General features: G+C 35.9%; 29 protein-coding genes. 23 read left to right on the top strand and 6 right to left on the bottom strand.

The annotated features are described in order from the left end of the window. The first annotated feature begins 70 nt into the window (after positions 1 to 70). The 7 genes from AB3M96_RS11010 (at position 71) to AB3M96_RS10980 (ending at position 5,932) form a co-directional block, all read left to right on the top strand. The gene (locus AB3M96_RS11010; RefSeq protein WP_412967659.1) at positions 71 to 265 is read left to right on the top strand and encodes a hypothetical protein; all 195 of its coding nucleotides are present in this window, start codon (positions 71 to 73) and stop codon (positions 263 to 265) included. Positions 266 to 795: 530 nt separating this feature from the next. After that, complete coding sequence (locus AB3M96_RS11005; protein WP_412967658.1) at positions 796 to 1,959, top strand: MFS transporter; 1,164 nt, start codon at positions 796 to 798, stop codon at positions 1,957 to 1,959. A 16-nt stretch (positions 1,960 to 1,975) separates the two neighbouring features. Beyond that, on the top strand, positions 1,976 to 4,099 hold the full coding sequence (gene fdhF, locus AB3M96_RS11000) for a formate dehydrogenase subunit alpha (RefSeq protein WP_412967657.1): 2,124 nt from the start codon (positions 1,976 to 1,978) through the stop codon (positions 4,097 to 4,099). Between the two features lie 23 nt (positions 4,100 to 4,122). Next, positions 4,123 to 4,665 (top strand): 4Fe-4S dicluster domain-containing protein, encoded by a 543-nt coding sequence (locus tag AB3M96_RS10995; protein WP_412967656.1) that lies wholly within the window; start codon positions 4,123 to 4,125, stop codon positions 4,663 to 4,665. 167 nt (positions 4,666 to 4,832) lie between these two features. After that, the gene (locus tag AB3M96_RS10990) at positions 4,833 to 5,363 is read left to right on the top strand and encodes a QcrA and Rieske domain-containing protein (protein WP_412967655.1); all 531 of its coding nucleotides are present in this window, start codon (positions 4,833 to 4,835) and stop codon (positions 5,361 to 5,363) included. Beyond that, positions 5,356 to 5,553, top strand: a complete 198-nt coding sequence (locus tag AB3M96_RS10985) for a hypothetical protein (protein WP_412967654.1) — start codon at positions 5,356 to 5,358, stop codon at positions 5,551 to 5,553. Before AB3M96_RS10990 ends, AB3M96_RS10985 begins: the two co-directional genes overlap by 8 nt. Before the next feature lie 139 nt (positions 5,554 to 5,692). After that, positions 5,693 to 5,932, top strand: coding sequence for a hypothetical protein (locus AB3M96_RS10980; protein ID WP_412967653.1), 240 nt, complete (start codon positions 5,693 to 5,695; stop codon positions 5,930 to 5,932). A gap of 31 nt (positions 5,933 to 5,963) precedes the next feature. Here AB3M96_RS10980 and AB3M96_RS10975 read toward each other — a convergent pair whose 3' ends face one another. Continuing rightward, a complete protein-coding gene (locus AB3M96_RS10975; protein WP_412967652.1) occupies positions 5,964 to 6,506 on the bottom strand; it encodes a hypothetical protein in 543 nt (180 codons plus the stop codon). Positions 6,507 to 6,683: 177 nt separating this feature from the next. On the opposite strand from AB3M96_RS10975, the gene mutM reads away from it, so the two are divergent. After that, positions 6,684 to 7,493: a bifunctional DNA-formamidopyrimidine glycosylase/DNA-(apurinic or apyrimidinic site) lyase gene (gene mutM / locus AB3M96_RS10970; RefSeq protein ID WP_412967651.1), complete on the top strand. Its 810-nt coding sequence runs from the start codon at positions 6,684 to 6,686 to the stop codon at positions 7,491 to 7,493. Positions 7,494 to 7,572: 79 nt separating this feature from the next. Next, a complete protein-coding gene (locus AB3M96_RS10965; protein WP_412967650.1) occupies positions 7,573 to 7,839 on the top strand; it encodes a phosphocarrier protein HPr in 267 nt (88 codons plus the stop codon). Positions 7,840 to 7,916: 77 nt separating this feature from the next. On the opposite strand, the gene AB3M96_RS10960 is transcribed toward AB3M96_RS10965, so the two are convergent. Continuing rightward, positions 7,917 to 8,156 carry a hypothetical protein gene (locus AB3M96_RS10960; RefSeq protein WP_412967649.1) on the bottom strand — a complete coding sequence of 80 codons (240 nt, stop codon included), beginning with the start codon at positions 8,154 to 8,156 and terminating at the stop codon, positions 7,917 to 7,919. Between the two features lie 174 nt (positions 8,157 to 8,330). On the opposite strand from AB3M96_RS10960, the gene AB3M96_RS10955 reads away from it, so the two are divergent. Genes AB3M96_RS10955 through AB3M96_RS10945 form a run of 3 tightly spaced genes read left to right on the top strand, consistent with a single transcriptional unit; the run spans position 8,331 to position 9,671 of the window. Beyond that, entirely contained in the window at positions 8,331 to 8,675 is a 345-nt protein-coding gene (locus tag AB3M96_RS10955) for a YojF family protein (protein WP_412967648.1), read from the top strand. 32 nt (positions 8,676 to 8,707) lie between these two features. After that, entirely contained in the window at positions 8,708 to 9,373 is a 666-nt protein-coding gene (bshB2, locus tag AB3M96_RS10950; protein ID WP_412967647.1) for a bacillithiol biosynthesis deacetylase BshB2, read from the top strand. 13 nt (positions 9,374 to 9,386) lie between these two features. Then, complete coding sequence (locus AB3M96_RS10945) at positions 9,387 to 9,671, top strand: hypothetical protein (RefSeq protein WP_412967646.1); 285 nt, start codon at positions 9,387 to 9,389, stop codon at positions 9,669 to 9,671. Between the two features lie 351 nt (positions 9,672 to 10,022). Here AB3M96_RS10945 and AB3M96_RS10940 read toward each other — a convergent pair whose 3' ends face one another. Continuing rightward, a complete protein-coding gene (locus AB3M96_RS10940; RefSeq protein WP_412967645.1) occupies positions 10,023 to 10,166 on the bottom strand; it encodes a hypothetical protein in 144 nt (47 codons plus the stop codon). Positions 10,167 to 10,268: 102 nt separating this feature from the next. Here AB3M96_RS10940 and AB3M96_RS10935 point away from each other — a divergent pair, with 102 nt between their 5' ends. After that, on the top strand, positions 10,269 to 11,099 hold the full coding sequence (locus tag AB3M96_RS10935; protein WP_412967644.1) for a deoxyribonuclease IV: 831 nt from the start codon (positions 10,269 to 10,271) through the stop codon (positions 11,097 to 11,099). 44 nt (positions 11,100 to 11,143) lie between these two features. Here AB3M96_RS10935 and AB3M96_RS10930 read toward each other — a convergent pair whose 3' ends face one another. Further along, entirely contained in the window at positions 11,144 to 12,505 is a 1,362-nt protein-coding gene (locus AB3M96_RS10930) for an MATE family efflux transporter (protein WP_412967643.1), read from the bottom strand. Positions 12,506 to 12,901: 396 nt separating this feature from the next. Here AB3M96_RS10930 and AB3M96_RS10925 point away from each other — a divergent pair, with 396 nt between their 5' ends. The 4 genes from AB3M96_RS10925 to AB3M96_RS10910 all read left to right on the top strand — a co-directional run bounded on the left by AB3M96_RS10925 (position 12,902) and on the right by AB3M96_RS10910 (position 17,437). Then, positions 12,902 to 14,146 (top strand): DHH family phosphoesterase, encoded by a 1,245-nt coding sequence (locus tag AB3M96_RS10925; protein ID WP_412967642.1) that lies wholly within the window; start codon positions 12,902 to 12,904, stop codon positions 14,144 to 14,146. A 96-nt stretch (positions 14,147 to 14,242) separates the two neighbouring features. Continuing rightward, positions 14,243 to 14,335 carry a putative holin-like toxin gene (locus AB3M96_RS10920; protein ID WP_412967641.1) on the top strand — a complete coding sequence of 31 codons (93 nt, stop codon included), beginning with the start codon at positions 14,243 to 14,245 and terminating at the stop codon, positions 14,333 to 14,335. Between the two features lie 284 nt (positions 14,336 to 14,619). Next, positions 14,620 to 15,510, top strand: a complete 891-nt coding sequence (locus AB3M96_RS10915; protein WP_412967640.1) for an ATP-binding protein — start codon at positions 14,620 to 14,622, stop codon at positions 15,508 to 15,510. A gap of 10 nt (positions 15,511 to 15,520) precedes the next feature. Then, positions 15,521 to 17,437, top strand: a complete 1,917-nt coding sequence (locus AB3M96_RS10910; protein WP_412967639.1) for a vWA domain-containing protein — start codon at positions 15,521 to 15,523, stop codon at positions 17,435 to 17,437. Between the two features lie 47 nt (positions 17,438 to 17,484). Here AB3M96_RS10910 and AB3M96_RS10905 read toward each other — a convergent pair whose 3' ends face one another. Beyond that, positions 17,485 to 18,714, bottom strand: coding sequence for a response regulator transcription factor (locus tag AB3M96_RS10905; RefSeq protein WP_412967638.1), 1,230 nt, complete (start codon positions 18,712 to 18,714; stop codon positions 17,485 to 17,487). A 290-nt stretch (positions 18,715 to 19,004) separates the two neighbouring features. Here AB3M96_RS10905 and AB3M96_RS10900 point away from each other — a divergent pair, with 290 nt between their 5' ends. The 4 genes from AB3M96_RS10900 to AB3M96_RS10885 all read left to right on the top strand — a co-directional run bounded on the left by AB3M96_RS10900 (position 19,005) and on the right by AB3M96_RS10885 (position 22,387). After that, entirely contained in the window at positions 19,005 to 19,583 is a 579-nt protein-coding gene (locus AB3M96_RS10900; protein WP_412967637.1) for a DUF6230 family protein, read from the top strand. A gap of 20 nt (positions 19,584 to 19,603) precedes the next feature. Next, positions 19,604 to 20,014 carry a DUF6114 domain-containing protein gene (locus AB3M96_RS10895; RefSeq protein ID WP_412967636.1) on the top strand — a complete coding sequence of 137 codons (411 nt, stop codon included), beginning with the start codon at positions 19,604 to 19,606 and terminating at the stop codon, positions 20,012 to 20,014. Positions 20,015 to 20,090: 76 nt separating this feature from the next. Next, a complete protein-coding gene (locus tag AB3M96_RS10890; protein WP_412967635.1) occupies positions 20,091 to 21,374 on the top strand; it encodes a DUF6230 family protein in 1,284 nt (427 codons plus the stop codon). Between the two features lie 602 nt (positions 21,375 to 21,976). Further along, a complete protein-coding gene (locus AB3M96_RS10885) occupies positions 21,977 to 22,387 on the top strand; it encodes a hypothetical protein (protein ID WP_412967634.1) in 411 nt (136 codons plus the stop codon). 110 nt (positions 22,388 to 22,497) lie between these two features. On the opposite strand, the gene AB3M96_RS10880 is transcribed toward AB3M96_RS10885, so the two are convergent. Further along, positions 22,498 to 22,947: a cupredoxin domain-containing protein gene (locus tag AB3M96_RS10880; protein WP_412967633.1), complete on the bottom strand. Its 450-nt coding sequence runs from the start codon at positions 22,945 to 22,947 to the stop codon at positions 22,498 to 22,500. Positions 22,948 to 23,155: 208 nt separating this feature from the next. On the opposite strand from AB3M96_RS10880, the gene AB3M96_RS10875 reads away from it, so the two are divergent. Next, complete coding sequence (locus AB3M96_RS10875; RefSeq protein WP_412967632.1) at positions 23,156 to 24,271, top strand: histidine kinase N-terminal domain-containing protein; 1,116 nt, start codon at positions 23,156 to 23,158, stop codon at positions 24,269 to 24,271. A 122-nt stretch (positions 24,272 to 24,393) separates the two neighbouring features. Continuing rightward, positions 24,394 to 26,571, top strand: coding sequence for a DNA topoisomerase III (locus AB3M96_RS10870; RefSeq protein ID WP_412967631.1), 2,178 nt, complete (start codon positions 24,394 to 24,396; stop codon positions 26,569 to 26,571). The last annotated feature ends 23 nt before the right edge of the window (positions 26,572 to 26,594 follow it).

Genomic DNA, 26,594 nt, shown 5'->3' with positions numbered 1-26,594 from the left:
ACGCTTAAAAGTTACTAGGGCTCTGAAATCGCCGAGTTTTCTTTGGAGTTATGGCAATAGGGGTGAATAAATGAGAAAAAAATATGTTGAATATGGACTTATAACGGTTTTTATCCTTGTTATTAGCTTTTTTGGATCACATTTTTTATCCACCTCTGATGAAATAAATGTTGATAATGATGAACTCATAAAAAATGAACTTGTTATCAATGGTTTAGATATAGTGGGACTTACTATTTATGATGCCAATAATAGGAGTGTTTGACTGAGTGTCTTTTATTAGGCACTCTATTTTTATTATTGTGTGGAGGTTTTGCTATCGCTTATAGAAACAGATTAACGCTTATAGAACCGAAATATCGCTTATAGAAGCAAATAGAGTTGCGATTTATTTAGTTTTTGGTAGAGTGGGGCTAGCATTTAGTCACTTTGGGTTGGTGCCGAGCCGTTATTCTACCTGAGCGCCACCCGCAACACCGATATTCGGATGGTGCCGCCTTGTTATTCTACCCGAGCACCACCCGAATATCCCACATTCAATAGGCGCAATCCCGTTCCTCAACCGAAGCACAACCCACAACACCAAAGTGGCTACCCAACCCACTCGTAAATCAAACTAACCCCATTTTCACTGCCTAGACACACCAACCTCACTATGTCATTAATTCGCCACAAAAAGTGTGACATACTTCACAGTTTTATAAAAGTACCTCACTTACAATAAAAATACGAAAACAATTTGTTGATGATGAAAAATAGTGAAATGTGAAATTTAGTAGAGGTGATTCCGTAAAAATGAAACAATTTGAACGTTCTTTTTATTCGAAAACAAGTATGTATGCGTTTTTTGTTACATTAGTCCTATTTGGATCGATGTGGGTTAGTACAGATCAATTTACAGATATTGATATGGCTCTACTTGGTTATATGATATCATCGTTTATTTTTGCAATTGGTCTGACAGTAAGAATGTGTGCTTGGCTTATTCGTCCAGCGACTCACCAAGTGGTAAAACGCAGCATTAAAAATCTTAAGACGAAAAAACGTGCAAAAAGAAATATCAAGGCGATAGCAAAAACAGCATTTGAAAACATAATTTTACAAAAATTCATTTTTAAACGCGGTATCTATCGTGGAGTACAGCATTTTATGATTGCATGGGGCTGTATCGGCTCATTTGCAATTACATTTGGTTTAACATTCGGTTGGATGCGTTTCGATCTGATTGATCCGCTTACATACCAAGTTGTTGTCTTCAATTTTCCAACAATGAAAATGGCAGCTCATGGAATTCTTGCAGAGTTGTTATACAATGGCTTGAATATTACAGCAATGATGGTTTTAGTTGGCGTAATAATGGCACTGTTCCGTCGTGTAAAGAGCCAAGATGTTAAAGTAACTCAACGTGTAGAATTTGATTTGTTTCCACTTTACTTGCTATTAAGTGTTACTGTAAGTGGTTTGGTTTTAACAGTATCCTATACATTTTTAGATGGCTGGTTGCATCCATATTTGACGTTGATTCATCAGGTTACTGTTGTGGTATTACTAGTTTATTTTCCATTCGGAAAACTGTTTCATCTGCCAATTCGTCCATTAGCTACTGCTGTTCCTATGAACTATCAAGAAGTGATAAAGGTAGATACGAGAGCGTGTAAAAAATGTGGTACTACCTACAGTAGTGATGATCAAATCTCAGATGTTAAACACATTCTTGCTGCACAGAGTTTCGATTTACAGCTGGCTGATGGTAGCTATCTGGCGGATTACTGTCCAGCATGTCGTCGTAGGATTCGAGTAATGAAACAAATGAATATGGAGGCCCCTCAAGGTAACCCATATGGTCCAATTTCTACAATGAACGATATTCATTTATCTGGATTTGGAAAGAAGCGTTCAGATGAATTTTATAACTTACCAACAAATCAAGAGGACAAAGAGAAGGAAATTGTAAAGTAGTGGGGAGGAAGTTGTTGTGAGTCAATATTTAGTTAAAGACGGTGTGAAAAATCTTATTAAACCAGGTGAAAAATTAATAACCACACATTGTTGTTACTGTGGAATGCAGTGTGGTATGCATATTCGGGTAAATGAAAAGTCAGGCAAGGTAATGGGGGTTGAACCTAGATACGACTGGCCGGTAACGATGGGGAAAATGTGTCCTAAAGGAGTAACTGCTTACCAAACAGTAGAGCATAAGGACAGAATTTTAAAACCACTTATAAAGAAAAATGGCCAATTTGTAGAATCAAGCTGGAAAGAGGCTCTTGATTTAATTGAAACAAATTTTAAAAGATTACAAGCTGAACATGGGAAAGATTCGCTAAGCGTATTTGGTGGCGTATCAATGACGAATGAGAAGTGTTATCTTGTAGGTAAATATGCGCGAGTTGCGCTTGGAACACGATACATTGATTATAACGGTCGTTTCTGTATGAGTTCCGCTGCTGGTGGATTTATCAAGACATTTGGTATCGATAGAGGTTCAACACTACCTTGGACAGAGCTTGAGCACAGTGATTGCTTCTTTATTGCCGGATCAAATACAGCAGAATGTCATCCAACTAGTATTCAATGGTTTTGGAGAGCAAAGGACAAAGGTGCAAAAATGATTGTGGCAGATCCTCGTGAAACGCCTACTGCTCGTGTTGCAGACGTACACTTAGACCTAAAACCAGGAACGGATTCTGCTTTAGCAAATGGAATTATGCATTTACTAGTAAAAGAAGGTTATGTTGACGAAGAGTATGTTAATAATCGTTGCAATAACTATGAAGAACTTAAAGAAATGGTGAAGCATTGGACTCCAGAATACACATCACAAATCACAGGTGTTGCAGTTGAAAAGATAATAAAAGCAGCTCATATTTTTGGCATGTCGCCTCGCTCGGTTGTGATGTTCGCACGCGGTGTTGAACAGCAATCAAAGGGTGTTGATAATGTTGCTATGTACTCTTCTATGGCATTATTACGTGGGCAGGTTGGTAAATTTGCCTCTGGTGTAGCAACATTCACTGGGCAAGGTAATGGTCAAGGTGGACGTGAACATGGGCAAAAGGCAGATTTATTACCAGGATACCGTAAGCTTACTGATCCTGAAGCAGTCAAATATATCTCCGGTGTCTGGGGAATTGATCCAGAAGAGATGCCAAAACCAGGAGTTTCAGCCTACGAAATGTTTGATGAAATTCAACGTGGAAACATTCGTGCAATGCATGTCATCTGTAGTAATCCAGCAGTCTCTGCGCCAAATGTGGAATATATTTGGGATGGCTTTAAGAAATTAGATTTCCTTGTAGTAAGTGACTTCTTCTTATCAGAAACTGCTGAATTTGCAGATGTTGTATTACCGGCTACAACTTGGGCGGAGGACGAAGGAACAACGACGAATATTGAGGGACGTGTTATTCATATTCGGAAAGTTCGAGACCCACTCGGAGAATCAAAGCCTGATTGGGAAATCATGAACTTAATTGCAGAACGTATGGGTAGAGGTAAACACTTCCCTTATAAAAACGCAGCAGAAATTTTTGAAGAGTTCCGTGTGGCAACGAAGGGTGGAAAAGCAGATTATTACGGTATTACGTGGGATCGTATAGATAAAGAGGACGGCGTTTTTTGGCCGTGTCCTTCCGAAGACCATCCAGGTACTCCAACAATGTTTAAGGAAAAGTTTGGAACGGAAAATGGAAAAGCGAATCTTGCAGTTGTCGACTGGAATGAGCCGGGAGAATACCCATCTGAGGATTATCCACATATTTTAACGACTGGTCGTGTTGTCTTCCACTATCTATCAGGAAACCAAACAAGACGGGTAGATTTCCTTATGGAACAATGTCCAGTTCCATACGCAGAAATGCATCCAGAGTTAGCAAGTCAATATAACCTTGTAAATGGTGATAAGGTGACGTTAACTACAAGACGCTCAAGTATGACCGTGGATGTAAAATTAACAAAAGCTATTAGAAAAGATACTGTGTTTATTCCATATCACTGGGGTAAGGAATTATCAGTTAACAAATTAACAAATCCTGCTTTAGATCCTGTTTCTAGAATGCCGGAGTTTAAAGTTTGTGCAGTTAAATTAAGAAAAGCGTAAACCAGTGAGAGGAGACGAACATTATGAATAAAATTATGTATCTAGAGTTTGAAAGATGTATTGGTTGCCGCTCCTGTCAAGCAGCATGCCGCGAATGCGGTGACCATGATGCAAAGGAACGTAACTATGTAGAATATGTTGATTTTTTTGAAAGCAGACAAACGTATCCAATGCTCTGTATGCAGTGTAAGGATCCGGCATGTGCCAGAGTCTGTCCTGCAAATGCAATTCAGATTACAGAAGAGGGTGTAGTATTATCTGCTATGGAGGAAAAATGTATCGGTTGCCGTAACTGTACATTTGGGTGCCCATTTGGAATACCAAAATTTGATTTCGAAGAGAATAAAATGTACAAATGTGACATGTGCTACGACCGTTCAAAGCATGATATCGCACCTATGTGTGCTTCTGTTTGTCCGAGCGATGCAATCCGATTCATTGATTTTGATGAAATGCAAGCATTAAGACGCAGAAGAACACAAATGAACCTAGTTGAAGGTAAAAAACCACAAGAAGGAAACAAGTGGCAATATGTGCCTGACTTCTTTGGAGTATATACGGATTGATAGAATTAATCTTACAATCACATTTCCAGTGATTGATTTTAAGCAGGATACTTATCCTTGTTCATATAATCCGGGTAGCGTCCGTTATCTCCCACCTATACAGTAGGAGTCATACGGACAGCTACACAGGGAAGAATGCTCGCTTGAGCGACGAAAGGGGATTTAGCATGAGCGACAAAAAAGTTATGCGAAATCAAAAAGATACCAATGATGATATGATCAACCTGGTTGATAACTTAAATAGAGATGATGATACAAAATATAATCGCCGTGCATTTTTAAAATCAGCAGTAGGTGCATCTGTTGCACTGGGCGTTGCTACACTTCCGATCTCCATTAAGGCTATGATGAATGATGGAAAAGAAGACATCGTTAAAGTTGAAATTGCAAAATTGTCGAATGTAAAAAAGGGTGAAGCAGTTAATTTCAACTATCCAACTGATGAAGAGCCAGCAATACTCGTGCATACTAAGGACGGACAATTAAAGGCTTATAACAACAAATGTACCCATTTACAATGTCCAGTATTTTATGAAAGAGAACAAGATGTTTTGTTATGCCCGTGTCATAAAGGGTACTTCGATGTAAATAGTGGGCATCCGATTGCAGGACCACCACAACGTGAACTGCCATTAATTGAAGTTGAGGTTATTGATAATACCGTTTATGCAGTTGGAAGGAAAATTAGACATGGCTAAAAAAATGTGTTGGGCTATCATTTTTATAACAATTGCCATTAACGTTGTACTGCTCCAGCATACGGTTGAAGCATACTTTGGTCATGAATATAAGCATGTATATGAAAATACAGCAATAGCGTTAGCATCAGCTTTAGTTGCTTTTCTCACTTATCTATACTGGCGAAAACTTGAATATAAGAAGAAATAAGTTATGGAGCTATCTTTTAGATAGCTTTTTTGTTATAAAAAATAAACGTTATCCACCAGTATCTGGTCGAATCCCCTTCTGTTTTATAGCATATAAGAATTCCAATAGAGAATAATTGTAGGGAGGAGAGGTGAAAAAGATGAATCATGAGAGAGATTATGATAGAGACCAAGATCGTGAAGATGCACTTACTGATGACTCTTTAAAGGCAATTCTACAAACAGCTTATGATGTCGAATCCGAACTAATGAGGAGGTACTTGATTGCCTCTGAGAGAGTTTATAATGATGAAGAACTAAAAGTTAGGCTTGCGAATTTTGCGGAAGGTAATGCCAAGAGGACGAAGCAACTACAAAATGAACTAGAAAAACTACAATAGGGACTACATTTATGTAGTCCCTTCTGTGACATTACCATTGGCCAGTTGGTTCAATGAATAATACGTCTCCTTGATATTTCCTCTCACCAAGTAATGTAATTAGCGTACATTCACTTATTACAGAAGTTAAGTTTACTGATTCCTTAAATTTGTAGTCCACCAGCATTCCATTACCTAATTCATTGCCACTTTTATCAACAACCCGCACCATTTGACCTTCAAGGGTTTTATATTTTGCCTTGTTCAGCATTTCCGTCCATTTGCTCCAATTAGTAATGATATAAGCGGGTTCACCATTATCTAAGAAACCTAACTTACTACCAGAGTCATCGATACTACCATCAGTCTCCTGGGAAAAGGTTAGTATTGCATTATGGATTTGCTCATACTCTGAAAACTTTAAAGAGCCGTCGTATGAAAACGTAACATACCCTTCGGAGATGGTAATCCGAGCAAGTTCCTTTTTATCATTTACGAGAATAAATTCAGTATCACTTTGTTTTTTTAATGCACTACCTTTTATTATGGTTTGTATATCTATGGATTTTTCAATCGTAATTATCGTTTTTAGCATAAAGTACCTCCTCATTTAATTTTATCGGTATATAATCCTGTATTCAAGAACGGAAGTAGATAAACAATTAAACAAGTCATAAATGTGACAAAGCTTTGTCTAAACGTTTAATAAAGATACATGTATTTTATGATTTCGTTCAAGCTATTAACATTACATTATTAAGTAGGTGAACCTATGCCTGAATTACCGGAGATGGAAACATATAAAAATCTACTTCAGCTTAGAGTTACTGGGCATAAGATTGTAAATGTAGAGGTAAACCGCGAAAAATCCATTAATACCGCAACTAAACTATTTATTGACGCTCTTAATGGGAATAAAATTGTTGACATACAAAGGCGAGGAAAGCATTTGATTTTCCAATTGGATACAGGCAAATGTTTGCTTCTTCACCTTATGTTAGGTGGACTCATGTACATAGAGAATGATACTGATACCATTTCACGGACCAAACAGGTAATCATTTCGTTCAATTCGCATAAACTTGTTTTTATTGGATTACGATTAGGTTACTTACATTTGTTAGATGACAAGCAATTAAAAGATGAATTATCGGACTTAGGCCCAGAACCTCTAAAAGAAGACTTTACGTTACTATTATTCGAACAACTTGTTGATAAGAAAAGGGGTAAGTTAAAAACGACATTAGTGAATCAAGAGTTCATAGCTGGTATAGGCAACTGCTATTCTGATGAAATATGTTATGCGGCTGAATTATTACCATCAAGAACTTTTGATAGCTTGGAACATTCCGAAGTACAGAAATTGTATAATTCTATTCAATCAGTTTTAAAGGAAGCCATTCAATTAGGTGGTTATATTGAACTACCGTTATTCAAGGAAGATAAATTAACGGGTGGATATAATGATCATTGTAAGGTATATGATCGAGAAGGCGAAAAGTGTAACCGATGTGGACACCCAATTAAAAAAGAAATAATCTCCTCTAGAAAGTGTTTTTTCTGTACAAATTGTCAGTTCTAAAAAATTTCACTTGATTATCACCATGCTATATGGCTATTCTAAAAAAGAAGGAATTTGTAGAAAAGAAAGAGGGACTAATATGGCTGAAAAAACTTTTACAATTACAGCAGATACAGGATTACACGCAAGACCTGCAACAAAACTAGTAAATAAAGCTGGTCAATACCAATCAGAAGTTACATTAACATTCAATGGCAAGTCAGTAAACTTAAAGTCAATTATGGGTGTTATGTCACTTGGTGTTCCAAAAGGATCTAACATTGTTGTATCTGCTGAAGGTAATGATGCAGATGAAGCAATACAAGGTATTGAAGAGGTTTTAAAAGCTGAAGGTTTAGGCGAATAAGTAAAAATTAACAACCATCTTAGGATGGTTGTTTTATTGTATTATTGTAAAAAATTATATGTAATGGTTGAATTCAATTAAGCGGTTTCTTCATTTTCATGAGTTGTTAATACTAATGCACCTTGGCGAATTAAAGACTGAAAATGAGAGAGTGGAAATACACCTCTTGATCGTGCGTTTTCAAGTTCTATTCGTACGGAAGAACCATTAATATCGATTACCTTTAATGTTTTTGCTTCACATAGATTTGGAATGAATTTGTTAGTAATATCAAATTCCATGTCTCGGACTAAATCTAATTTATCTTTTGATTTCATTCTTCTTCACCACCTTTTGTATTTGTAATATAACCGATTCTCTGTTTATACATGCAAAAATTTACTAATTTTTTAAATGTATAAAACTTATCATTCGCTTTATAAAAGGTTTATTGATAAAATCGATAATACTTAAGTAACCTATATTATCATATTTAGTTTGGAGGATTCATTTTGAAACCGATCAGTAAACAAGAAGTTCAAGCAGAAATTGATCGTCTTGCAAACCAAGATGTCTATATTCATTTAGAGACAACAAACGGGGCATATGCAGTTCATTCTGGTGCTCGTAAAATATCGGCTGGTGCGTATATTCGTAATAACCTCATTACATATTCACACGGCAAAATAACTGGGGAAGGATCCTATCGCGTTGGACTCAAGCTAGCTTTGGGTTGGGTTTATGCAGAGGGATTAACAGATTGGGAAATAGATGATAAAGGTCGCTTACTACTAGCTGGCCATGATGAAGAAGGCAGGTTAGCTGTTGCCCTTCAGTTAAGTAAAACACCTTTCTAACACTACATACTAATGAACAAAGGAGTAATAGAATGGAACGTCATATATTAGTTGTGCTTCCTCATCCAGATGATGAAGCATTTGGAGTTGCGGGTTTTATTGGACTTAACACACAAAAAGGAGTACCAGTTACGTATGCTTGCTTAACCCTTGGTGAAATGGGAAGAAATTTAGGTAATCCATTTTTTGCAAATAGAGAAACTTTACCAGAAGTTCGGAAAAAAGAACTTCAAGATGCTTGCCAAGCAATGGGTATTCAGGATTTACGCATGATGGGCTTCCGTGACAAATCATTAGAATTTGAAGATCCGGAATATGTTGCTGATAAAATTGGGGAAGTAATTAAGGAAGTTAATCCGTCATTAGTCATTACTTTTTACCCGGGTCATGGTGTTCATCCAGACCATGATGCAACTGGTGAGGCGACAATTAGAGCGGTTTCCCGTATTCCAAAGGAACAACGTCCAACTGTTTATTGTAAAGCAATTACCCATGATCGAGTTGAAAAGTTAGGCGAACATGACATTGAGTTTGATGTAAGTGAAGTTCAAGATATCAAACTTGCTGCGATTCGAGCACACCGTTCACAAACAGAAGTTATGTTAAAAGGATTAACTGAGAAAATTGCTGAAGGTGACGAAGACATGTTGAACTGGATTCGGAAGGAAATCTTTTGGACCTATCACTTTGATAAGTAAAGAGGCCTTCATAATGAACAATCCAACTAACTATCCGTTACTATTGGAGGTTTATCAATCTCTTTGGAATAACCGTATCTTATTGAATGAGGATAATAGTGAAAAAACAATCAGAGATACAATAAAAAAAGATCTTCTTGATGAAATGACACATCCCAGAGTGCGAAAGCTGCCAAATGACAAGTTCTATTTGGCAACTAAACGAGTGATGGATTCCACCATAGAAGAGACACAAAAATTGCAGCTTATCTCCCTCCATATTGAGGAGTTAGAACGAATTAAAAATAGGAATAAATGACGTTGTACAACTTTAGAGTTTGCGATATAATCTAACATTATATAATGGTGGGCTCATACAAATACTCATTGTATTTTAGTGAAAGGGGTATTTTTATGGAGATGAACGTCTATATGGAGATTTCCGTCATCCTATTTTTACTTGTTGGATTTTCCTTCGCATTTTCTGTTTTTAAAGGAAGCCACAAGAAAAGGTCTAAAATAGTAAGTGTAACACTAATAAGCCTATTTTCCTTTATCATTGCATGGAGAGCAGCTAGTTTACTCTCATATTTTCATTAGGTTACCGAAAAAGAGCGAGAATTTTCCTCGCTCTTTTTTTTTTGGCGCAAAATGATGTTTTTACTATCGATTAAAATTCCTCTTTATCATCGCTAGAGATTTCAGAAGCATATTTCTTGGATGTTAGAAAATAATTTCCTATTTCCTCTTCGAGTTCCTTCACTGATTTATGTTGCACAGTCCAATCTTCGTCTTTAGATGTAAAGTTTACCATTTCTGTCACCTCAGTAACAGTATGTCCATTTTTAGCTATTTGAATAGTTCATAAATATTTCGAGGACTATAAAGATAAAACAAAGTAGGAAGTAGGAAAAAAATGAGATTTGGAAGTCATATTAGCATACGAAATGGTTACCTCAGTGCTGCACAACACGCAAAAAAAATAGGGGCAAGGTCATTTCAATACTTTCCAAAAAATCCAAGGAGTTTATCTGTTAAGAGCTTTGACAGAGAAGATGCACGTAAATGTGCGGACTATTGTAGTCAAAATGACCTTCTCACAATTGCACACACCCCATATCCGACTAATCTTGTGGCAGAACAAGACCAAATTACGTTAGTCATAGATTCCGTTTTAAATGATTTAGAAATTGCGAATGAATGCGGCTCTATCGGAGTTGTAGTTCATTTTGGAGTTGTAAGGGATGAGACTGACCCGTTAGAAGGTTACAAACGAATGATTGAGACATTAAACGTAATACTAAGCAAATGGGAAGGTGACTCCCTTATTTTGCTAGAAAATAACGCGGGGAAAAGTGGGCCAACCGGAACAACAATCGAAGAATTGGTACAAGTAAGGCAATTAACAGATTACCCAGAAAAAATAGGTTTTTGCCTTGATACATGTCATGTTTTTGCTAGCGGTGTTTGGGAAGGAGATAATTGGTTTGAAGTAGAAGCAAAAGGCGAAGAGTTAGGATACTTTACTCATTTGAAAGCAGTACATTTAAATAACTCTATGTATCCGACAAGATCAATGAAAGACCGTCATGCAAATATTCACAACGGTCATATTAAAGTAGAACAAATAAAAGAATTACTACAGAGTACCTATGTAAAAGAGCTCCCCTTAGTACTTGAAACACCCAGTTCAAACGAGTATACACATAAAGATGAACTTCAGTATTTGAATAACCTGATCCAGTGATTAACTAAATCATAAAAAAACCCAGCTGCATTAGCTGGGTTTCATTAATTTACTTGTTCGATAGTAGCTGCCTTTTTCTGCACGATGAATAGACGACCTGATAATGTAACTGCACCTGCAGCAAGTCCAACTATTAACCCAATCCAATATCCAAAGGCTCCTAGGGAAGTTGTGGTAGCAAGAAAATACCCAAAAGGAAGTCCGATAACCCAATATGAGATTAGTGTCATAATAAAGGTGATATTTACATCCTTATAACCCCTAAGTGCCCCCTGTATAGGTGCAGCAACAGCATCAGAAAGCTGGAAGAAGATTGCATAAATTAAAAATTGTGTTGTTAGCAATACAACCTCTTGATTTGTAGAGTATATTCCGGCAATTGGCTCCCTGAAAAAATAGATAATGGCCGCACTAACCAATGCCATTAAAAGAGCAATGACAACCCCTAAGATACTATATTGTTTTGCATCTTTATGTCTATTTGCACCAACTTCAAATCCAACCACTATTGTTAGTGCCATTGATATACTTAAAGGTACCATATATAAAAGACTAGCGAAGTTAATTGCGACCTGGTGGGCTGCAATTGTAAAGGTACTAAATTCACTCATTAATAGTGTAACCGCAGAAAATATACTTGTTTCAAAAAAGATAGCAAAACCAATCGGTAACCCAAGCTTTAAAATTTCACCCCAACTAGAAAAGGAAATGGGGTAAAAGGTGCGGAACACTTTAAATTCAGTAAAAGGAACTTGTCTGATAATAATGACAACTGCAATTAATACGATAATCCAATACGTAATTGCTGTTGCGTAGCCTGCCCCAGCCCCGCCTAACCTTGGAAAACCAAATTTTCCAAAGATAAGTAGGTAGTTAAATACCACATTGATGGGTAAAGAAACGAGTGTAATAAACATTGTAATTCTTGTATGACCAAGTGCATCAATAAACGATCGTAACACTGAATACACGAATAACGGAAAAATACCGTATGAAAGTCCAACTAAGTATTCCTTTGCAATAATTCGTACCTCTTGTTCAAGCTTCATATTATTTAATAGTAGGTCAAGTGAAATCCATCCTACAATTAAAATTAGGATTGAGAGTATGACAGAAAGATAAGTACCTTGCATAACGGCAAAAGGGACTTTGCTATTTTCTCTTGCCCCAACATATTGCGCGATGATTGGCGTAATAGCTAATAAAATACCACTTAACCCTGTATAAATTGGTACCCAAAGACTTGAACCAATTGCAACCCCTGCTAAATCGTATGCTCCAGCACGCCCAGACATCATTGTGTCAACAAAATTCATTAAATAGAGCCCAACTTGGGTAATCAGGATAGGAAGTAAAATACCCATAAATAGTTTGTTTTTTTCTTTGATTGTAAATGTTTGTTTCATATTTATACCTTTTTCATTTCTACTTATTTGATTAAAGGATTATAACACAAAAAGGTGTTGAAATATATTTATTAATTCCTGTTGCTATACAATTTTGGTAATATTGTAGTCTATATTAAGCACGTTACTGGTAATGCAGGGGGGATTGAAGAGTATGGGACGAGAAGGTTCAGGGTCCGCACGTGGAAAGCGAGTGAAGCGGAGACCATTAATCATTGTGGTCTGCAAAGTTTAATCTTTTAGGATAAATTCAAAATAATAATATACTTTTTTGCACTTAACCCAAATAAAATACTAAAACATTGGTATAATTGTTGAGTGCTGTTTTTATTGCAAAAGTACAGTATGAAAATGGATATAATAATCGAAACTAGGAGTGAAAGGGGATTACGACACATGATCAAATTATTTTCAGATAGTGATTTAGACGGAGTAGGCTGCGGGTTAGTTGCCAAACTAGCATTTGGTGAATCAGTTGATGTCTCCTATTGCTCATACCGAAATCTTAATGAAAGAGTGGAAAAATACATAGAAAACCCTGAGCACAATCACGCACAGGTATACATAACCGATTTAGCTGTTAATGAAAAAAATGAAAAAGAATTGCAAAAGCGATATAAGGCGGGTAATCATATTCAAATGGTCGATCACCACAAAACAGCCATGCATTTTAATGACTATGAGTGGGGCTTTGTTAAAGCTGAGTATGAAACTGGAAAAAAAACATGTGCAACTTCTTTGTATTATGAATTTCTCCTAGAAAGAAACCTTATAAAGCAAAGTAAAGGGTTAGAAGAGTTCATTGAATTAGTAAGGCTTTATGATACATGGGAATGGGAAACAGAAAACCGAATTGAAGCAAAAAGATTAAATGATTTATTTTTCATTATAGGGCTTGAGCAGTTTGAATCGGAAATGCTCGAGAGATTAAAAAATGCAACAGATACCTTCCGTCTAACTGATGCAGAGGAATTCCTGTTAGATACTGAAGACAAAAAAATTGAACGATATATCAATTCTAAAAATAGACAAATCGTACAAACGTTTATTGAGGATTATTGTGTTGGTATCGTTCATGGCGAACAATATATTTCTGAATTAGGAAATGCTCTTGCAAAATTAAATCCTCATCTCGATTTAATTGCCATTCTTAACGTTGGTACCAAAAAGATTGGTCTTCGTACAATATATGATGAAGTAGATGTTTCTGAGTTTGCAAAACGTTTTGGTGGAGGAGGACATCCAAAGGCGTCTGGATGTTCAATGGGTGAAACTGCGTTTGAGTTATTTGTCAAAAATGCGTTCCCTTTATACGCCATACGCCAAGATGCTCCGCAAAATGAATTGAATGTAAAAGAAAATGAAAGTGGAGTTCTATTCGTAAACCGTAAAGGTGAAAAATCTCTCGTTTTCTTAGGTCAAGAGAATCAGTGGAGAGTAGTCCATGAGAAGAAGATGCTTGAACCTACGTTTGCAAATTTTGCAGATGTTGAACGCTTTGTTAAACGAAACCATGCAAGCGGGCTTGCATTTGATAATGAACTTCTGAGTTATTTAGGAGAAATACTTAAAAAGGATGAATCGACTTTAAGAAAGAATTTCCAAGAAAGTTTACTGAGTCTAAAGAATCATTTTTCATAACAAACATACGTTCGTGTATAGGTTTGTGTTATAATACAAACATGCAATAGATTGTCCAATATAGGGTGGTCGGCTAATCCCCGTTGAAAGGGGGTGATGCCTATGACGATTTTTGAAAGTCTTGTTATCATGCTTTCTTTTGCGTCTCTCGTTGTTGCGATATTATCATTTAACAACAACAAAAAATAGACCTCCCTTTTCCGCTAAAATCAGGGTGAGGTCTATTTTTGTACTTTAAGGCCGATCCCCATAGTGGGACCATTCTATTGCTTGGCCGTGGATGCTCGCAACATCTACGGTCTTTTTAATTTGTTATTTATATTTTATTGATATTTACAATCATCATACCATATTTGTAAGAAAAAATCATATATCATGCAAATTTTTAACAAACTAAGGTAAAATCTTTGCTACAAGAATTGAACTTCGTTACAATCATGAGGGGAAGAAAAGTAAGAGAGGATTTTGATATTATGTCTATTCAATTTGAGGAATTACAATTACCTACTACTATACAAGTAGATATTAAAACTAGAAATAAATTGATTAAAGACTCGCAAGACCAGATGCTTATAGGCAATGGCGGCTACACTCCATCTGATATTTCCATAATTAAAGATGCAATCATTGCGCTAAGTATTGGAAAAAATGTTCTTTTAAAAGGACCAACAGGTTCTGGTAAAACAAAGCTTGCAGAAACTATCTCACATTTGTTTCAACAACCGATGTATAGCATCAACTGTTCTGTTGATTTAGATGCTGAGGCACTTCTTGGCTATAAAACGATTCAAGAACATGAAGGGAAAATGAAAATAGAGTTTGTATCCGGTCCTGTTATCAACGCTATGAAAAAGGGCTATTTGTTATATATCGATGAAATAAATATGGCTAAACCAGAAACATTACCGATTTTAAATGGAGTATTAGATTATCGGAAAATGATTACGAATCCGTTCACTGCAGAAGTTGTTAGAGCAGAGAATGGTTTTGGGGTAATTGCTGCTATTAATGAAGGATATGTAGGAACAGTACCATTAAACGAAGCATTGAAAAACCGTTTTGTTGTTATTGACGTTCCATATATCCAAGGTGAAGCGCTCAAAGAAGTTCTTCAAACACAAACAGCTCTTCAAGACCAAGGTTTACTTACAAAGTTTGTATCATTATCCTCCGATTTGATTACACAGGTTCGAAGTGGATTATTGTCAGAAGAAGCTGCTTCAATAAGAGCGCTTATAGATACTTGTGACTTAGCGATGTATATGCCACCGTTACGTGCAATAGAAAGAGGAATTATTGAAAAACTTGATGATGACAGAGAGAAAGCAGCCGTTAAAAATATAGCAGAAACCCTGTTTGAGTGAGGTTTTTTCAATGAGGTTTATACAGTTTAATGATAAAAAAGTAGATTCCTTTCTATTTATGGAGTTGTCTGATTTAGCCAAAACTCTTTCAAAAAATCCAGAAATGGAAGTCGAGTTTGGGTATCGATCCTATCTTGACCCACTTCAAAATAAAATTATTATCAGTCATTTTTGGGATAATCGACCTGAAGATGATAAGCGGAATGGTTTATTAAGTGATATTTTTCTTCGTTCGTTGGGTAGCCTTTCTTATACTGATTACAAGGAAATAAACACGTATTTAGACTATTGTAGAAAAAGTAAGCTTATAAATTTTGCTAAGCAGTTATTTATGCTTTTCGAAGATATCAGGTTAGAAGAGCTTTGTAAAAAGGAAAGACCAGGAACTAGAAGAACATTTGATAAGAGAAGAGCTGTTTATCGGATGTATTTTGAGGATCAGCTGCATGTGAATATTGTCAAAAGCGTTCACACAGATGCTTTGTTTAATGCAATTTTTCTTCTTATTACGGCAGACTCTCCACTTGAAGATATCCCGCCGATAAAACAAGAGATCGATCAAGTTTTACCTTTTATACGAAATAAAGTTGTTTCCGTTTTCGATGCAAAGAATACAGACCATATTATACGTACCTGCAAGGAGATTGTTGCTGTTCTAGAAGACGTTGTAGACCAAGATTTATTAAATACGTACTTCCACTTGCCAGAGCTTGACTATGACCTTGTAGAAGAGGGTTTGAACTTTGACGATTTAAAACGTAAGGATAAATTAAGAAACAATGATACCTTAGATGATGTAAAAAAAGGTGATGAAGACATTCATGAGCAAAAAATGGCTGCTTGGCATAGAGAAACTGAAACGCCAACAAAGAGTTTTTTGCAATTTGACCTTGACCAGGGTTCTAGAACAAATTTGCTAGGTGAAGGCGCAAGAGAAGGAGAAGCAGGAGACCAGGCATTAGGAATGGTCCAGGGTTCTTCGGGTAAGAGCAACAATAATGATTTTTCGAAAATAGAATCAATGGAATCAATGCAAACCGATAAAGAGGGGTCAACACAGTTTGAATATGGCAGAGAAAATCGTTTTGCATACCCAGTCTTCCTGAATGCTAGAAAACCAAATCATCACGAACTGATTGAATATGAAAAGCGTAAAGCAACCATTGCACCATATCAAAAAAAGCTAAAACAAATGATTTTAAAGACGTTAGAGCATAAGAAAAATCTTCCAAGAGGAGATCTGCATTTTGGTCGTTTGAACAAAAAGTTGATACGAATTTTTACAGATGATAACCCAAGATTGTTTTATAAAAAAGATCAACCTTCAACTCAAATAGATGCGGTATTTTCTCTTTTAGTTGATTGCTCGGCCTCAATGCATGACAAAATGGATCAAACAAAGCATGGAATTGCATTGTTCCATGAGGCTCTGAAATCTGTCCAGGTACCACATGAGGTTACAGGTTTTTGGGAGGATACAAATGATGCCGACAGCACCAAGCAGCCAAATTATTTCCAAAATGTAATTACTTTTGATTCTTCATTAAAAAGGAGCTCTGGTGCAGAAATTATGCAACTGGAGCCTGAAGAAGACAATCGTGATGGTTTTACCATTCGATTACAAACGAAAAAACTGTTAGAACGGTCAGAAAAACAAAAATTTCTTCTTGTTTTTTCAGATGGCGAGCCTGCAGCGTTTGATTATGAACAAAATGGCATAATCGATACACACGAAGCTGTATTAGCTGCTCGTAAATATGGAATAGAGGTCATCAATGTTTTCCTTTCAAATGGTGATATTGATGAGGGACAGCAAAAGACTATTCAAAACATTTATGGAAAGTATAGCATCCTTGTCCCAAATGTTGAGCAACTTCCCGATGTGCTTTTCCCGTTATTAAAAAAGCTTCTATATAAGAGTATATAAGTAATGAAAAGACCATTCGATAGGAATGGTCTTTTTACTACCTACTTTTATAACCGTATTAACCCTTTTGCAGCTCCAATCACTGCAGCATGAGTCCGGTTTTTAGCGTTTAATTTTCTTATAATCGCGGATACATAATCTCTTACAGTATAGGAGCTTAACTGTAATTCTTCAGCGGCCTCTGAGATCGACAACCCATTTGCCATTAGCTGCAAAACATCAATTTCTCTAGGGGATAGGGTAGGGGTGGTTGAGTCACTCAAGTTTGGGGCTCTTCCATCCCAATGTGCTTCTAATAATTCAGCAGCGCTTTGTCCAAAACGCATTAGGGCAATAACTAGCTCTTGAGAAAGTTCAAAATAAGTTCCTTCTCCACAGTCTACAATTGCAATCCCTAATAACTTATTTTTAGAGGATGCATACAGAGGGACCATAACAACAGATTCAAGTTGAAACTTTTCAACATACTCCTCTGGGAAGGCTTGCGCAGCATTTGCGATATAGATCGGTTGTAAGTTAAAGAGTTTTTTTATGTTATGTAGTACTGATGGGACATTAGTTATGTTTTCTGTTATCTTCTCAATATCCTTTACATGATACCCCATTAATCCCACACCTTTTTCTCTTTCATGAGAAAATAAAGCACAACGATTAAATGGAAGACAATTTACAAATCCTGATGCAATATTCTCCACAGCATTGTTAAAATTTGTAGACCTTAAGATCCATTGATTGAATAATAAAACAGCCTCATTTTCATAATCTGTTAATGGATTTTGATTCTGGGTAGCCTCTATTTTCATTTGCAATGTTGAAAGAAGCTGCTGCAAAGTTAGGTCAGATAAACGAACATTTTCATCTGTCTCACTTTCATTTTTCGAATTTGCTAGAAGTTCTTTGCTAATTTTGGAAAAAAGATAATGGATGGCTTGGTACTCATGGTAGGTTGAGTTCATAGTCGTTCTTGTAATCTTGTGTACAATGTTTTCAAGATAGGTAAGAAACATAATGAACTGATTTGATTCATAGGGTGATAAAGGAACCTTAATAGGACTTAAATTCTTAAAGAAAGTTGTAATTGTTGGTGCGCAACTGTCAATAAGTGCTTTCTCTATTTGAACAACAAGTTTTTTCGCATAAAGACTTTGTTCAAGGATAGCCTCATCCTTTTGAAGGAGTCGACGCCATTCTCTTGTAATTGCATCTTTGTTTGACCATAGAATATGAAGGCCTTTAAGCAAAATTGATTCCATATTTGCTTTTAATGAAAGTTGCACCTGAATCCCTCCAAAAGTAATGGATATATATTCCATTATATTGTATCCGTTTTCATTGGACTACTGTTTCTCTTCTAAAACGGAATAGATAACTAGAAAGCCCTAATTTATATTTGCTTAAATTACTACTAAAGTAATAGGTAGTAATTATATATATTCATATTTTTCGAAAACAACCCGACAAATGTAGGGGTAGTGCTTACATTAAGGATTGAAACCCGATGTAAGTAGTAATTGGCTTAATTTTCAGATTGTTGTAAAATTAGTAAAAAAAGTAATGGGGTGAAGGTATGAGAGAGAGCATACAAGAAAATGAAGTGGTAGGTAAAACAAATAAGAAAAGGTTTTTCCTATCATTAACATCTGGTTTTGTATTTTTAGGTTTGATCGGCTTTTTGTTCGGGTTTACTGGTACAGGGTACGCTGTGCCAATCGCTGGGGTAGGAGACTTTTACGTTGAGTTTGACCGTCTAGAAGGTGACGGGTATGTATTTTATCCGAAACTAGGAGATACAAGTAGTGCCAGCTCTGTCCCTCAAGGTACAAATATTATAGACAAATTAACAATTGACGGATTAATCCTGTCAAAGGAATTCAAGCTCGGTGAAAAGTGGATTAAGGTTAAAATTACAGCATCAAAGCCTGTTCAAATTACAGGTCTGCAGCATGATGCAACTGAAATCTTAGCTAATGCAAAATTTAATGGTCTTGTATTAAGAGAGCAAACAAGCACCAATTGGCAAGATCAATTTAGACAAGAGTCAGATAAAATCATCTTGGAGAATGCAAAACTTAAAACTCACTACCTTTTCCAGAAAACAATTACAATGGATGGCATGAGACTAACTGTTGAAACGATAGATAAGTAGAATTTACGAGGTGATTACAATTGGCGAAAAATAATAAAAAAAATGGTTGGAGATCAAGAAGGCCTTTTTGGGGCGCAACAATCTCTTTACTGTCCTCTCTCTTAATTTTATGGATACCAATGCACCTAGCCAAGATCGCCTTCTTACCTGGTAGCATGGCGTATGTAGGTCTTCTATTTGGGGGGATTTTAATACTTTTAAGTATTATGGTTTATATTTATCCAAATGCCTCTACTATTCTGGGAGCATTCATTATCTTTGTATCCGTTCTCTCAGTAATGGGAGCACTTGGGGGAATGTTTGTTGGAACAATACTCGGCATTATTGGCGGCTCCCTTTGTATAGCATGGCAAAATGTCCCTGTTCAAAATGAAACAAAAAAGGAACTTCCAATTGAGACGACTCAACCGGAGAGTGAGTTCGTTTTATAAGGATGCATGAAAGTAATAAAAAACTATCTATCTGTTGTTACCCTTCAGCTAATTACAAGGAAAAGGGGAAATTCAAATGATGAGGGTAGTAAAGTGTAAAATATCGAAAATTGCCATTATAGCAATGCTACTTTTAAGTTTCACGACATTCTTAAGTAATCATGCCTCTGCAAATGAGACCTCATTAACCGGTTTTATTGTTAAGGCAGATCTTATTGAAGGAAACACGATGGTTTCAAAAATCACACTAAACAATCAAGGTCAACCAGTTATTCGTTTTGAGTATAAGGAAGCAAAAATACATGGAATGACGTTAGTTAAGGAATTTAATACTCCAAGTGGACCTGTCTCAACCATCATAAAGGCTACTGGTCCAATAAAAGCACAGAACCTTATAGTTGATGCCACAGGAATAGATTTTCAAGGTGCTTGTGTAGCATTTGGGGTTTCTTATCCAGAAGTTGGTCTAAAGAATGTAACATTAGTTTCAGAGTATATGACAAGTTCGTATATGGACATGAAGAATTTATCACTTACGACGGTCAATGGGCATTCATCCATAAAAAAACCACATCTTGCATCAGTTTTAACGGATCTACATAAAAAAGGTGCAAACATTATCAAGGATGAAATACAAAATATTATGGATGAAAAACGACCTTTATCTTGTGATACAGGAGCAGAAGATGGAGGAGAAACAACCGCTCCTACAAATCCAGTAGGTGAAGTCTTAGATCCAGTTTTGGATGTAACAGACCCGCTTATACCTGATGAAATCACTGATCCAATTAAGGAAGTACTTGATCCGATACTGGATGGGCCAGGGAAAGTACTTGACCCAGTATTGGAGGTTCCAGGTAAGGTGTTGGATCCAGTCTTAGATATTCCAGGTAAAATCATTGATCCAGTATTAGAGGCGCCAGGCAAAATAATAGAACCGATTAAAGAATTACCTCCAAAGATAGTTGAGCCAATAAAAGATATACCAATTGAGCCTCTTGATCCTATCGTTGATCCATTATTAGATGAAGCATTAGTCTTAATTGATGATACAATCACGGTTTTAGAGGAACTGCTTGCAACCTTAAGTAAGACAAAGGACACTTCACTTAAAGAAAAAGTCCAAAAGAATATAACCGAATTACAAAAACTCAAAGATGAATTAATCACAAAGGAGACGGTATCAAAAGAACAGTTAGACAGATTAAAGATAGTAAATAAACAAGCAGAAGACCTTACAAAATTACTTACCTCAATTCTATCAAAAACTTTACTTCCAATTCATTTACTAACGACCACTTTGTTAAGTCTCCTGCTCGAACCATTAGATATATTAACAAAGGAAATTTTAAAGTTATAACAAGAAAAATCCAGCTATTTTATGAGATAGCTGGATTTCGTATGTTTCAGAAAAATTAGCAAATTTGCTGCTTTTATAATGCCTAATGGAGTTTATCTTGAGCAAAATAATGAATTACAGGGTGATTGTAGCGCATGGCACGAGACTCCTCGAAAATGCTACGCATTTTCTTCGTGCGATGCATATGCTGCCGGAGAATTCCTTGTCCTGTGCAAGTCAAGTGAGACCCCGCAGGAGCCTAGCGACTTGTCCAGCTTCAGCAGCTAGAAACTCGAGAAATTTCAACTCCTCCGTCAGAGGCAAAATACGCCTCTTATGTCGGAGTCTCCGACGCACAGGATGTGCTAGTGCCGGCAAAGCCACAGGACGTGGCGTTATTGGCGGCCAATTTCCTCGTTTCTACCAAGCCGCTTACGCATTTCGTAGAGGAGGCTCACGGTCCGCCCGTGGAAAGCGAGTGTCAGGAGCGGAAATCACCAAACTTTGTATCTTTCAGGAAACATATAGGAACATTTATTAAAATAATTATCTAAAAAAGAAGAAAGAATGTTCTCCTATTTTACAACATATGATTAAGTAAACTAGTAACTGGGGGAATTATCATGATTCAGAACCAAGAAGGTACAAATAGTTTTTCAGAAATACCTGAGGAGCTAATGGCTAGATATGTTATGTTAAGTGAACAGGCTAAACAAATTGAAAAAGAACTAAAAGAAATGAAGAAAGTCATTAACGTTTATTTTGATGAAACAATCGGAAAAAATGAAAAGGGAGAATCTGTCGTCGGAAACTATAAAATCCAAAGACAAATTCGATGTTCGGAAGGTTTTCATGATGAAAAAATGGTAAAGAGATTAGAAGATTTGAAGTTAGTGGATTGTATACAAACTGTAAAACAACCTGACCAACAAAAAATCGAAGCTGCGATTACATTAGGTTTACTAGCCCAATCGGATATAGAGGATTGCATGATTCGAAAAACCTCACCGGTTATTGTTGTGAGGAAAATATAAGAACAGAGGGGATGATTCTAGTAGATCATCCCCATTAATATTGTATTACTAAAATAAATAAAAGCCTCACGGAATAGTGCTGTCTTCCCACAAGGCTCAAACAATTTCTATTAATCAACCACAATGTATCCTATCATTGGGCCGTTATTTTTAATATCACCGTGATTTAAACAAATAATGCGGTACATACCTTCTTCTTTAAAGCTAGTTTTAACAGAAAGCTCTTCTCCTCTTTTTACAGTACCTTTAATGTCAGTACCCTCAATATAAAAGGAATGTTCGCTTCCGTTTACACCGTAGATCTTGAAAGTAACATTTTTACCTTGTGGTACATAGACCGTTCCAGGATTCCAAAAATACGATTCAATCTCTTTACCATCTTCTGTTTTTGAATTTAGTTCACCTGTTGTAATATGTATCACAACATTCTCATCCTCTGCAGTAACAGTAGAGATAGTAGGAATGATTTGTGGTTGTAGCCAAAACCAGCCGCCTAAAATAATAACCCCAAATATGAAGGACCCAACTACCCAACTCCGTTTTATAAAGATAAACCTCACACTTCACAACCCCCTTTAACTTGTCTTACTCTAGTGTATGCTTGACCCTCATCGAAACTTGTCTATTTTTTCTATTTTACATTTCAATTTCCAAGATGAAATTTTTAAAAATTCGAAAATATTTTAAAGGAGATTTGAAAGAATAGTAGAATATTATTAGGATAATAGTATTTTATAGTTGATTTCTTACTCTAAGAGGTGACATAATTTGAATTTAGTTATAGGTGAACTTGTGTATTATCTTGAAAGTAATTTATCAGTGTTTTTAAAGTCTTGGAAAGATCATATTGTTATATCGGGCGAAGATCTACACAAGGATAAGGTTATTCTTAATGGGTTAAGTATGTTTGAGATTGTCAAAAATTCTATTATCGAACCCATCGGTGATGAAGAACTAAAAAAGTTTGCCTATAGGATAGCTGCAGAGAGAGTGGAAGCAAATATTAATATTGGTGAATTCGTATACAATGTTAATTTAGGAAGAAGTGAGATTCTTAAATACATATATAAATCAAATATTAACCGAGATGACTTGGAATATGTATTTGAAGAGGTCAATCGAGTGTTTGATCAATTTTCGTATTATGCAGTATCAAAGTATACTGAATTAAAGGATAAGCAGTTACAGGATAAAATCCAGTATATTGATCAAAGTCATCAAGACCGATTAACAATTCTCGGACAAATGGCATCCACATTTGTACATGAGTTCCGAAATCCGCTAACTGCTGTAATCGGTTTCGTAAAATTAATTGGCACAGATCACCCCGATATAAAGTATCTAGATATCATAAGTCATGAATTAAATCAGCTTAATTATAAGATATCTCAATTTCTTCATGTTTCTAAAAAGGAATTAATTGAGCGTGATGAAAATGATATTTCACTTTTAGATATGTTTACTGAAATCACAGAGTTTATATATGCAAGTATACTAGATGGAGATGTTGAAGTAGATATAAAGGTAGAAAGTGATTTAAAAGTCATTGCTAATAAAGACGAAATTAGACAGGTATTATTAAATATCCTGATGAACTCGATAGATGCATTAAAAACAACCCCTTATGATCGTAAAATATGGATAAAGGGGAAATTAATAAATGATCGAATTGTAATTTCGATTACAAATAACGGTCCGATGATTCCAGAAGAATCGTTAGTTACAATTTTTGAACCTTTTTATACTACAAAAGAATTTGGAACAGGAATTGGTCTTTTTGTTTGTAAAAAAATTATTGAAAAGCACCGGGGAACTATTTCATGTTCATCAATTCAAGATGCTACGGTGTTTAAAATCGTTTTGCCAGTGAATAGAGAAGGCTAAATCAACTCAGCGATAGCTGGGTATTTTTTATTTTGGCATTAATTATAAGAATTCCAGCACCATAAAAAGTGTAATACCCTTAAAATACCTGTATAATAAATGAATGAATTGGAGGTATTGCAATGAAATCACTCGTGCTTGCAGAAAAACCATCTGTTGGAAGAGACATAGCTAGAGTACTTGGTTGTCAGAAGAAGGGAAATGGCTATTTTGAAAATGAAAAATATATTGTAACATGGGCCTTGGGGCATCTTGTTACATTAGCAGATCCTGAAAAATACGGTGAACAGTATAAATCATGGAAATTAGAAGACTTACCTATAATTCCATCACCATTACACCTTGTCGTTATTAAACAAACAGGGAAACAATATAGTGCAGTAAAAGCACAGCTTCAACGTAAGGATGTCAAAGACATTATTATTGCGACAGATGCGGGTCGTGAAGGAGAGCTTGTGGCAAGGTGGATTATTGAAAAGTCCCATACACGTAAGCCTATTAAACGATTATGGATTTCATCTGTTACTGATAAAGCGATAAAACAGGGATTTGCAAGCTTAAAAAATGGCAAGGAATTTGAAAATCTATATTTTTCGGCTGTAGCCCGTGCAGAGGCGGATTGGCTAGTTGGAATTAATGCTACTCGAGCATTAACAACGAAATTTAACGCTCAATTATCATGTGGACGTGTACAAACCCCTACTTTAGCAATCATTGCTAAAAGAGAGGAAGAAATCAAACAGTTTATCCCAAAACCATATTCGGAAATTCATGTTCATGCCGGGGACATCTCTTTCAAGTGGCAGCACAAAAATTCGAAGGAACACCGTGTTTTTAATAAAAATGACGCAACTGTAATAATACGTAAACTATCGAATCAAAACATAGAGATTAAGGATGTTCAGACTTCACAGAAAAAGAGCTACGCACCACAGCTTTATGATTTAACAGAACTACAACGTGATGCGAATAAGCGATTTGGTTTTTCGGCTAAGGAAACATTAAATGTATTACAAAAACTTTATGAACAGCATAAACTTGTAACGTATCCGAGAACAGATTCAAGATTCTTGTCTACAGATATAGTTGAAACCCTTAAGGACCGAATTGAGGCATGTATGACACAGCCTTACGTAAAACTGGCATCAAAGATAATAAAGAGCGGTATAAAGACGAATAAATCGTTTGTAGATAACAGTAAGGTTACTGATCATCATGCCATCATACCGACTGAAGAACGTGCGAATCTACAAGCATTATCTTCAAAAGAAGAAAAACTATATGATTTAATTGTAAAACGCTTTTTATCAGTATTTTTACCTGCTTATACCTACGAACAAAAAGTTGTATTTGCTAGTATTAGTAATGAATTATTTGTAGCAAAAGGAATTACAGTAACTTCTCTAGGTTGGAAAGAAGTAATAACTACGAATGATGAAGAAGATGATCAGAATGATAGTCAAATACCTGCTTCCATCAAACCAGGTATGAACCTGACGATTAATTCAATTAATGAGATTTCAAGAGAAACCCAGCCGCCAAAGTTTTTTAACGAAGGAACATTATTATCTGCGATGGAAAACCCAGCAAAATACATGGCAGGTGAGAGCAAGGAATTAATTGACACAATTGGTAAAACAGGTGGACTAGGAACTGTTGCAACAAGAGCTGATATTATTGAAAAACTTTTTAATAGCTTTCTAATTGAAAAAAGAGGTCAGGATATTCACATTACTAATAAAGGTAAACAGCTACTAGATTTAGTACCTGAGGATATAAAATCTCCTGTACTATCTGCTGAATGGGAGCAAAAGTTAGAACAAATTTCAAAAGGTAAACTAAACAAAAATGACTTTATTTCGGATATTAAAAAGTACACAAAGACAGTTGTATCTGAAATAAAGTATAGTGATTCTAAATTTAAGCATGACAATATAACAGGAACAAAATGTCCTGATTGCGGAAAACTTATGCTAGAGGTAAATGGAAAGAAAGGCAAAATGTTAGTTTGTCAGGACCGTGATTGTGGGCACCGCAAGAATATCTCGAAAGTTACCAACGCTAGATGTCCAAATTGCCATAAAAAACTTGAACTTCGAGGAGAAGGAGAGGGGCAATTATTTGTTTGTAAATGTGGTCACAGAGAAAAGATGTCCGCTTTTAATGAAAGAAGACAAAAAAACAAAGCAGGTAAGGTTTCTAAAAGGGACGTTTCAAAATACTTGAAAAATCAAGATAAAGAAGAGCCAATCAATACAGCGCTAGCAGATGCGTTAGCGAAATTAAAATTAGATAAATAGTGGGTAATGATTTGTAGTAGAGG

Origin of the sequence: Ferdinandcohnia jepli, assembly GCF_047246645.1 — a bacterium.
Classification (GTDB): Bacteria; Bacillota; Bacilli; order Bacillales; family Bacillaceae_L; genus Ferdinandcohnia.
This window is presented reverse-complemented; position numbering and strand designations above follow the sequence as displayed.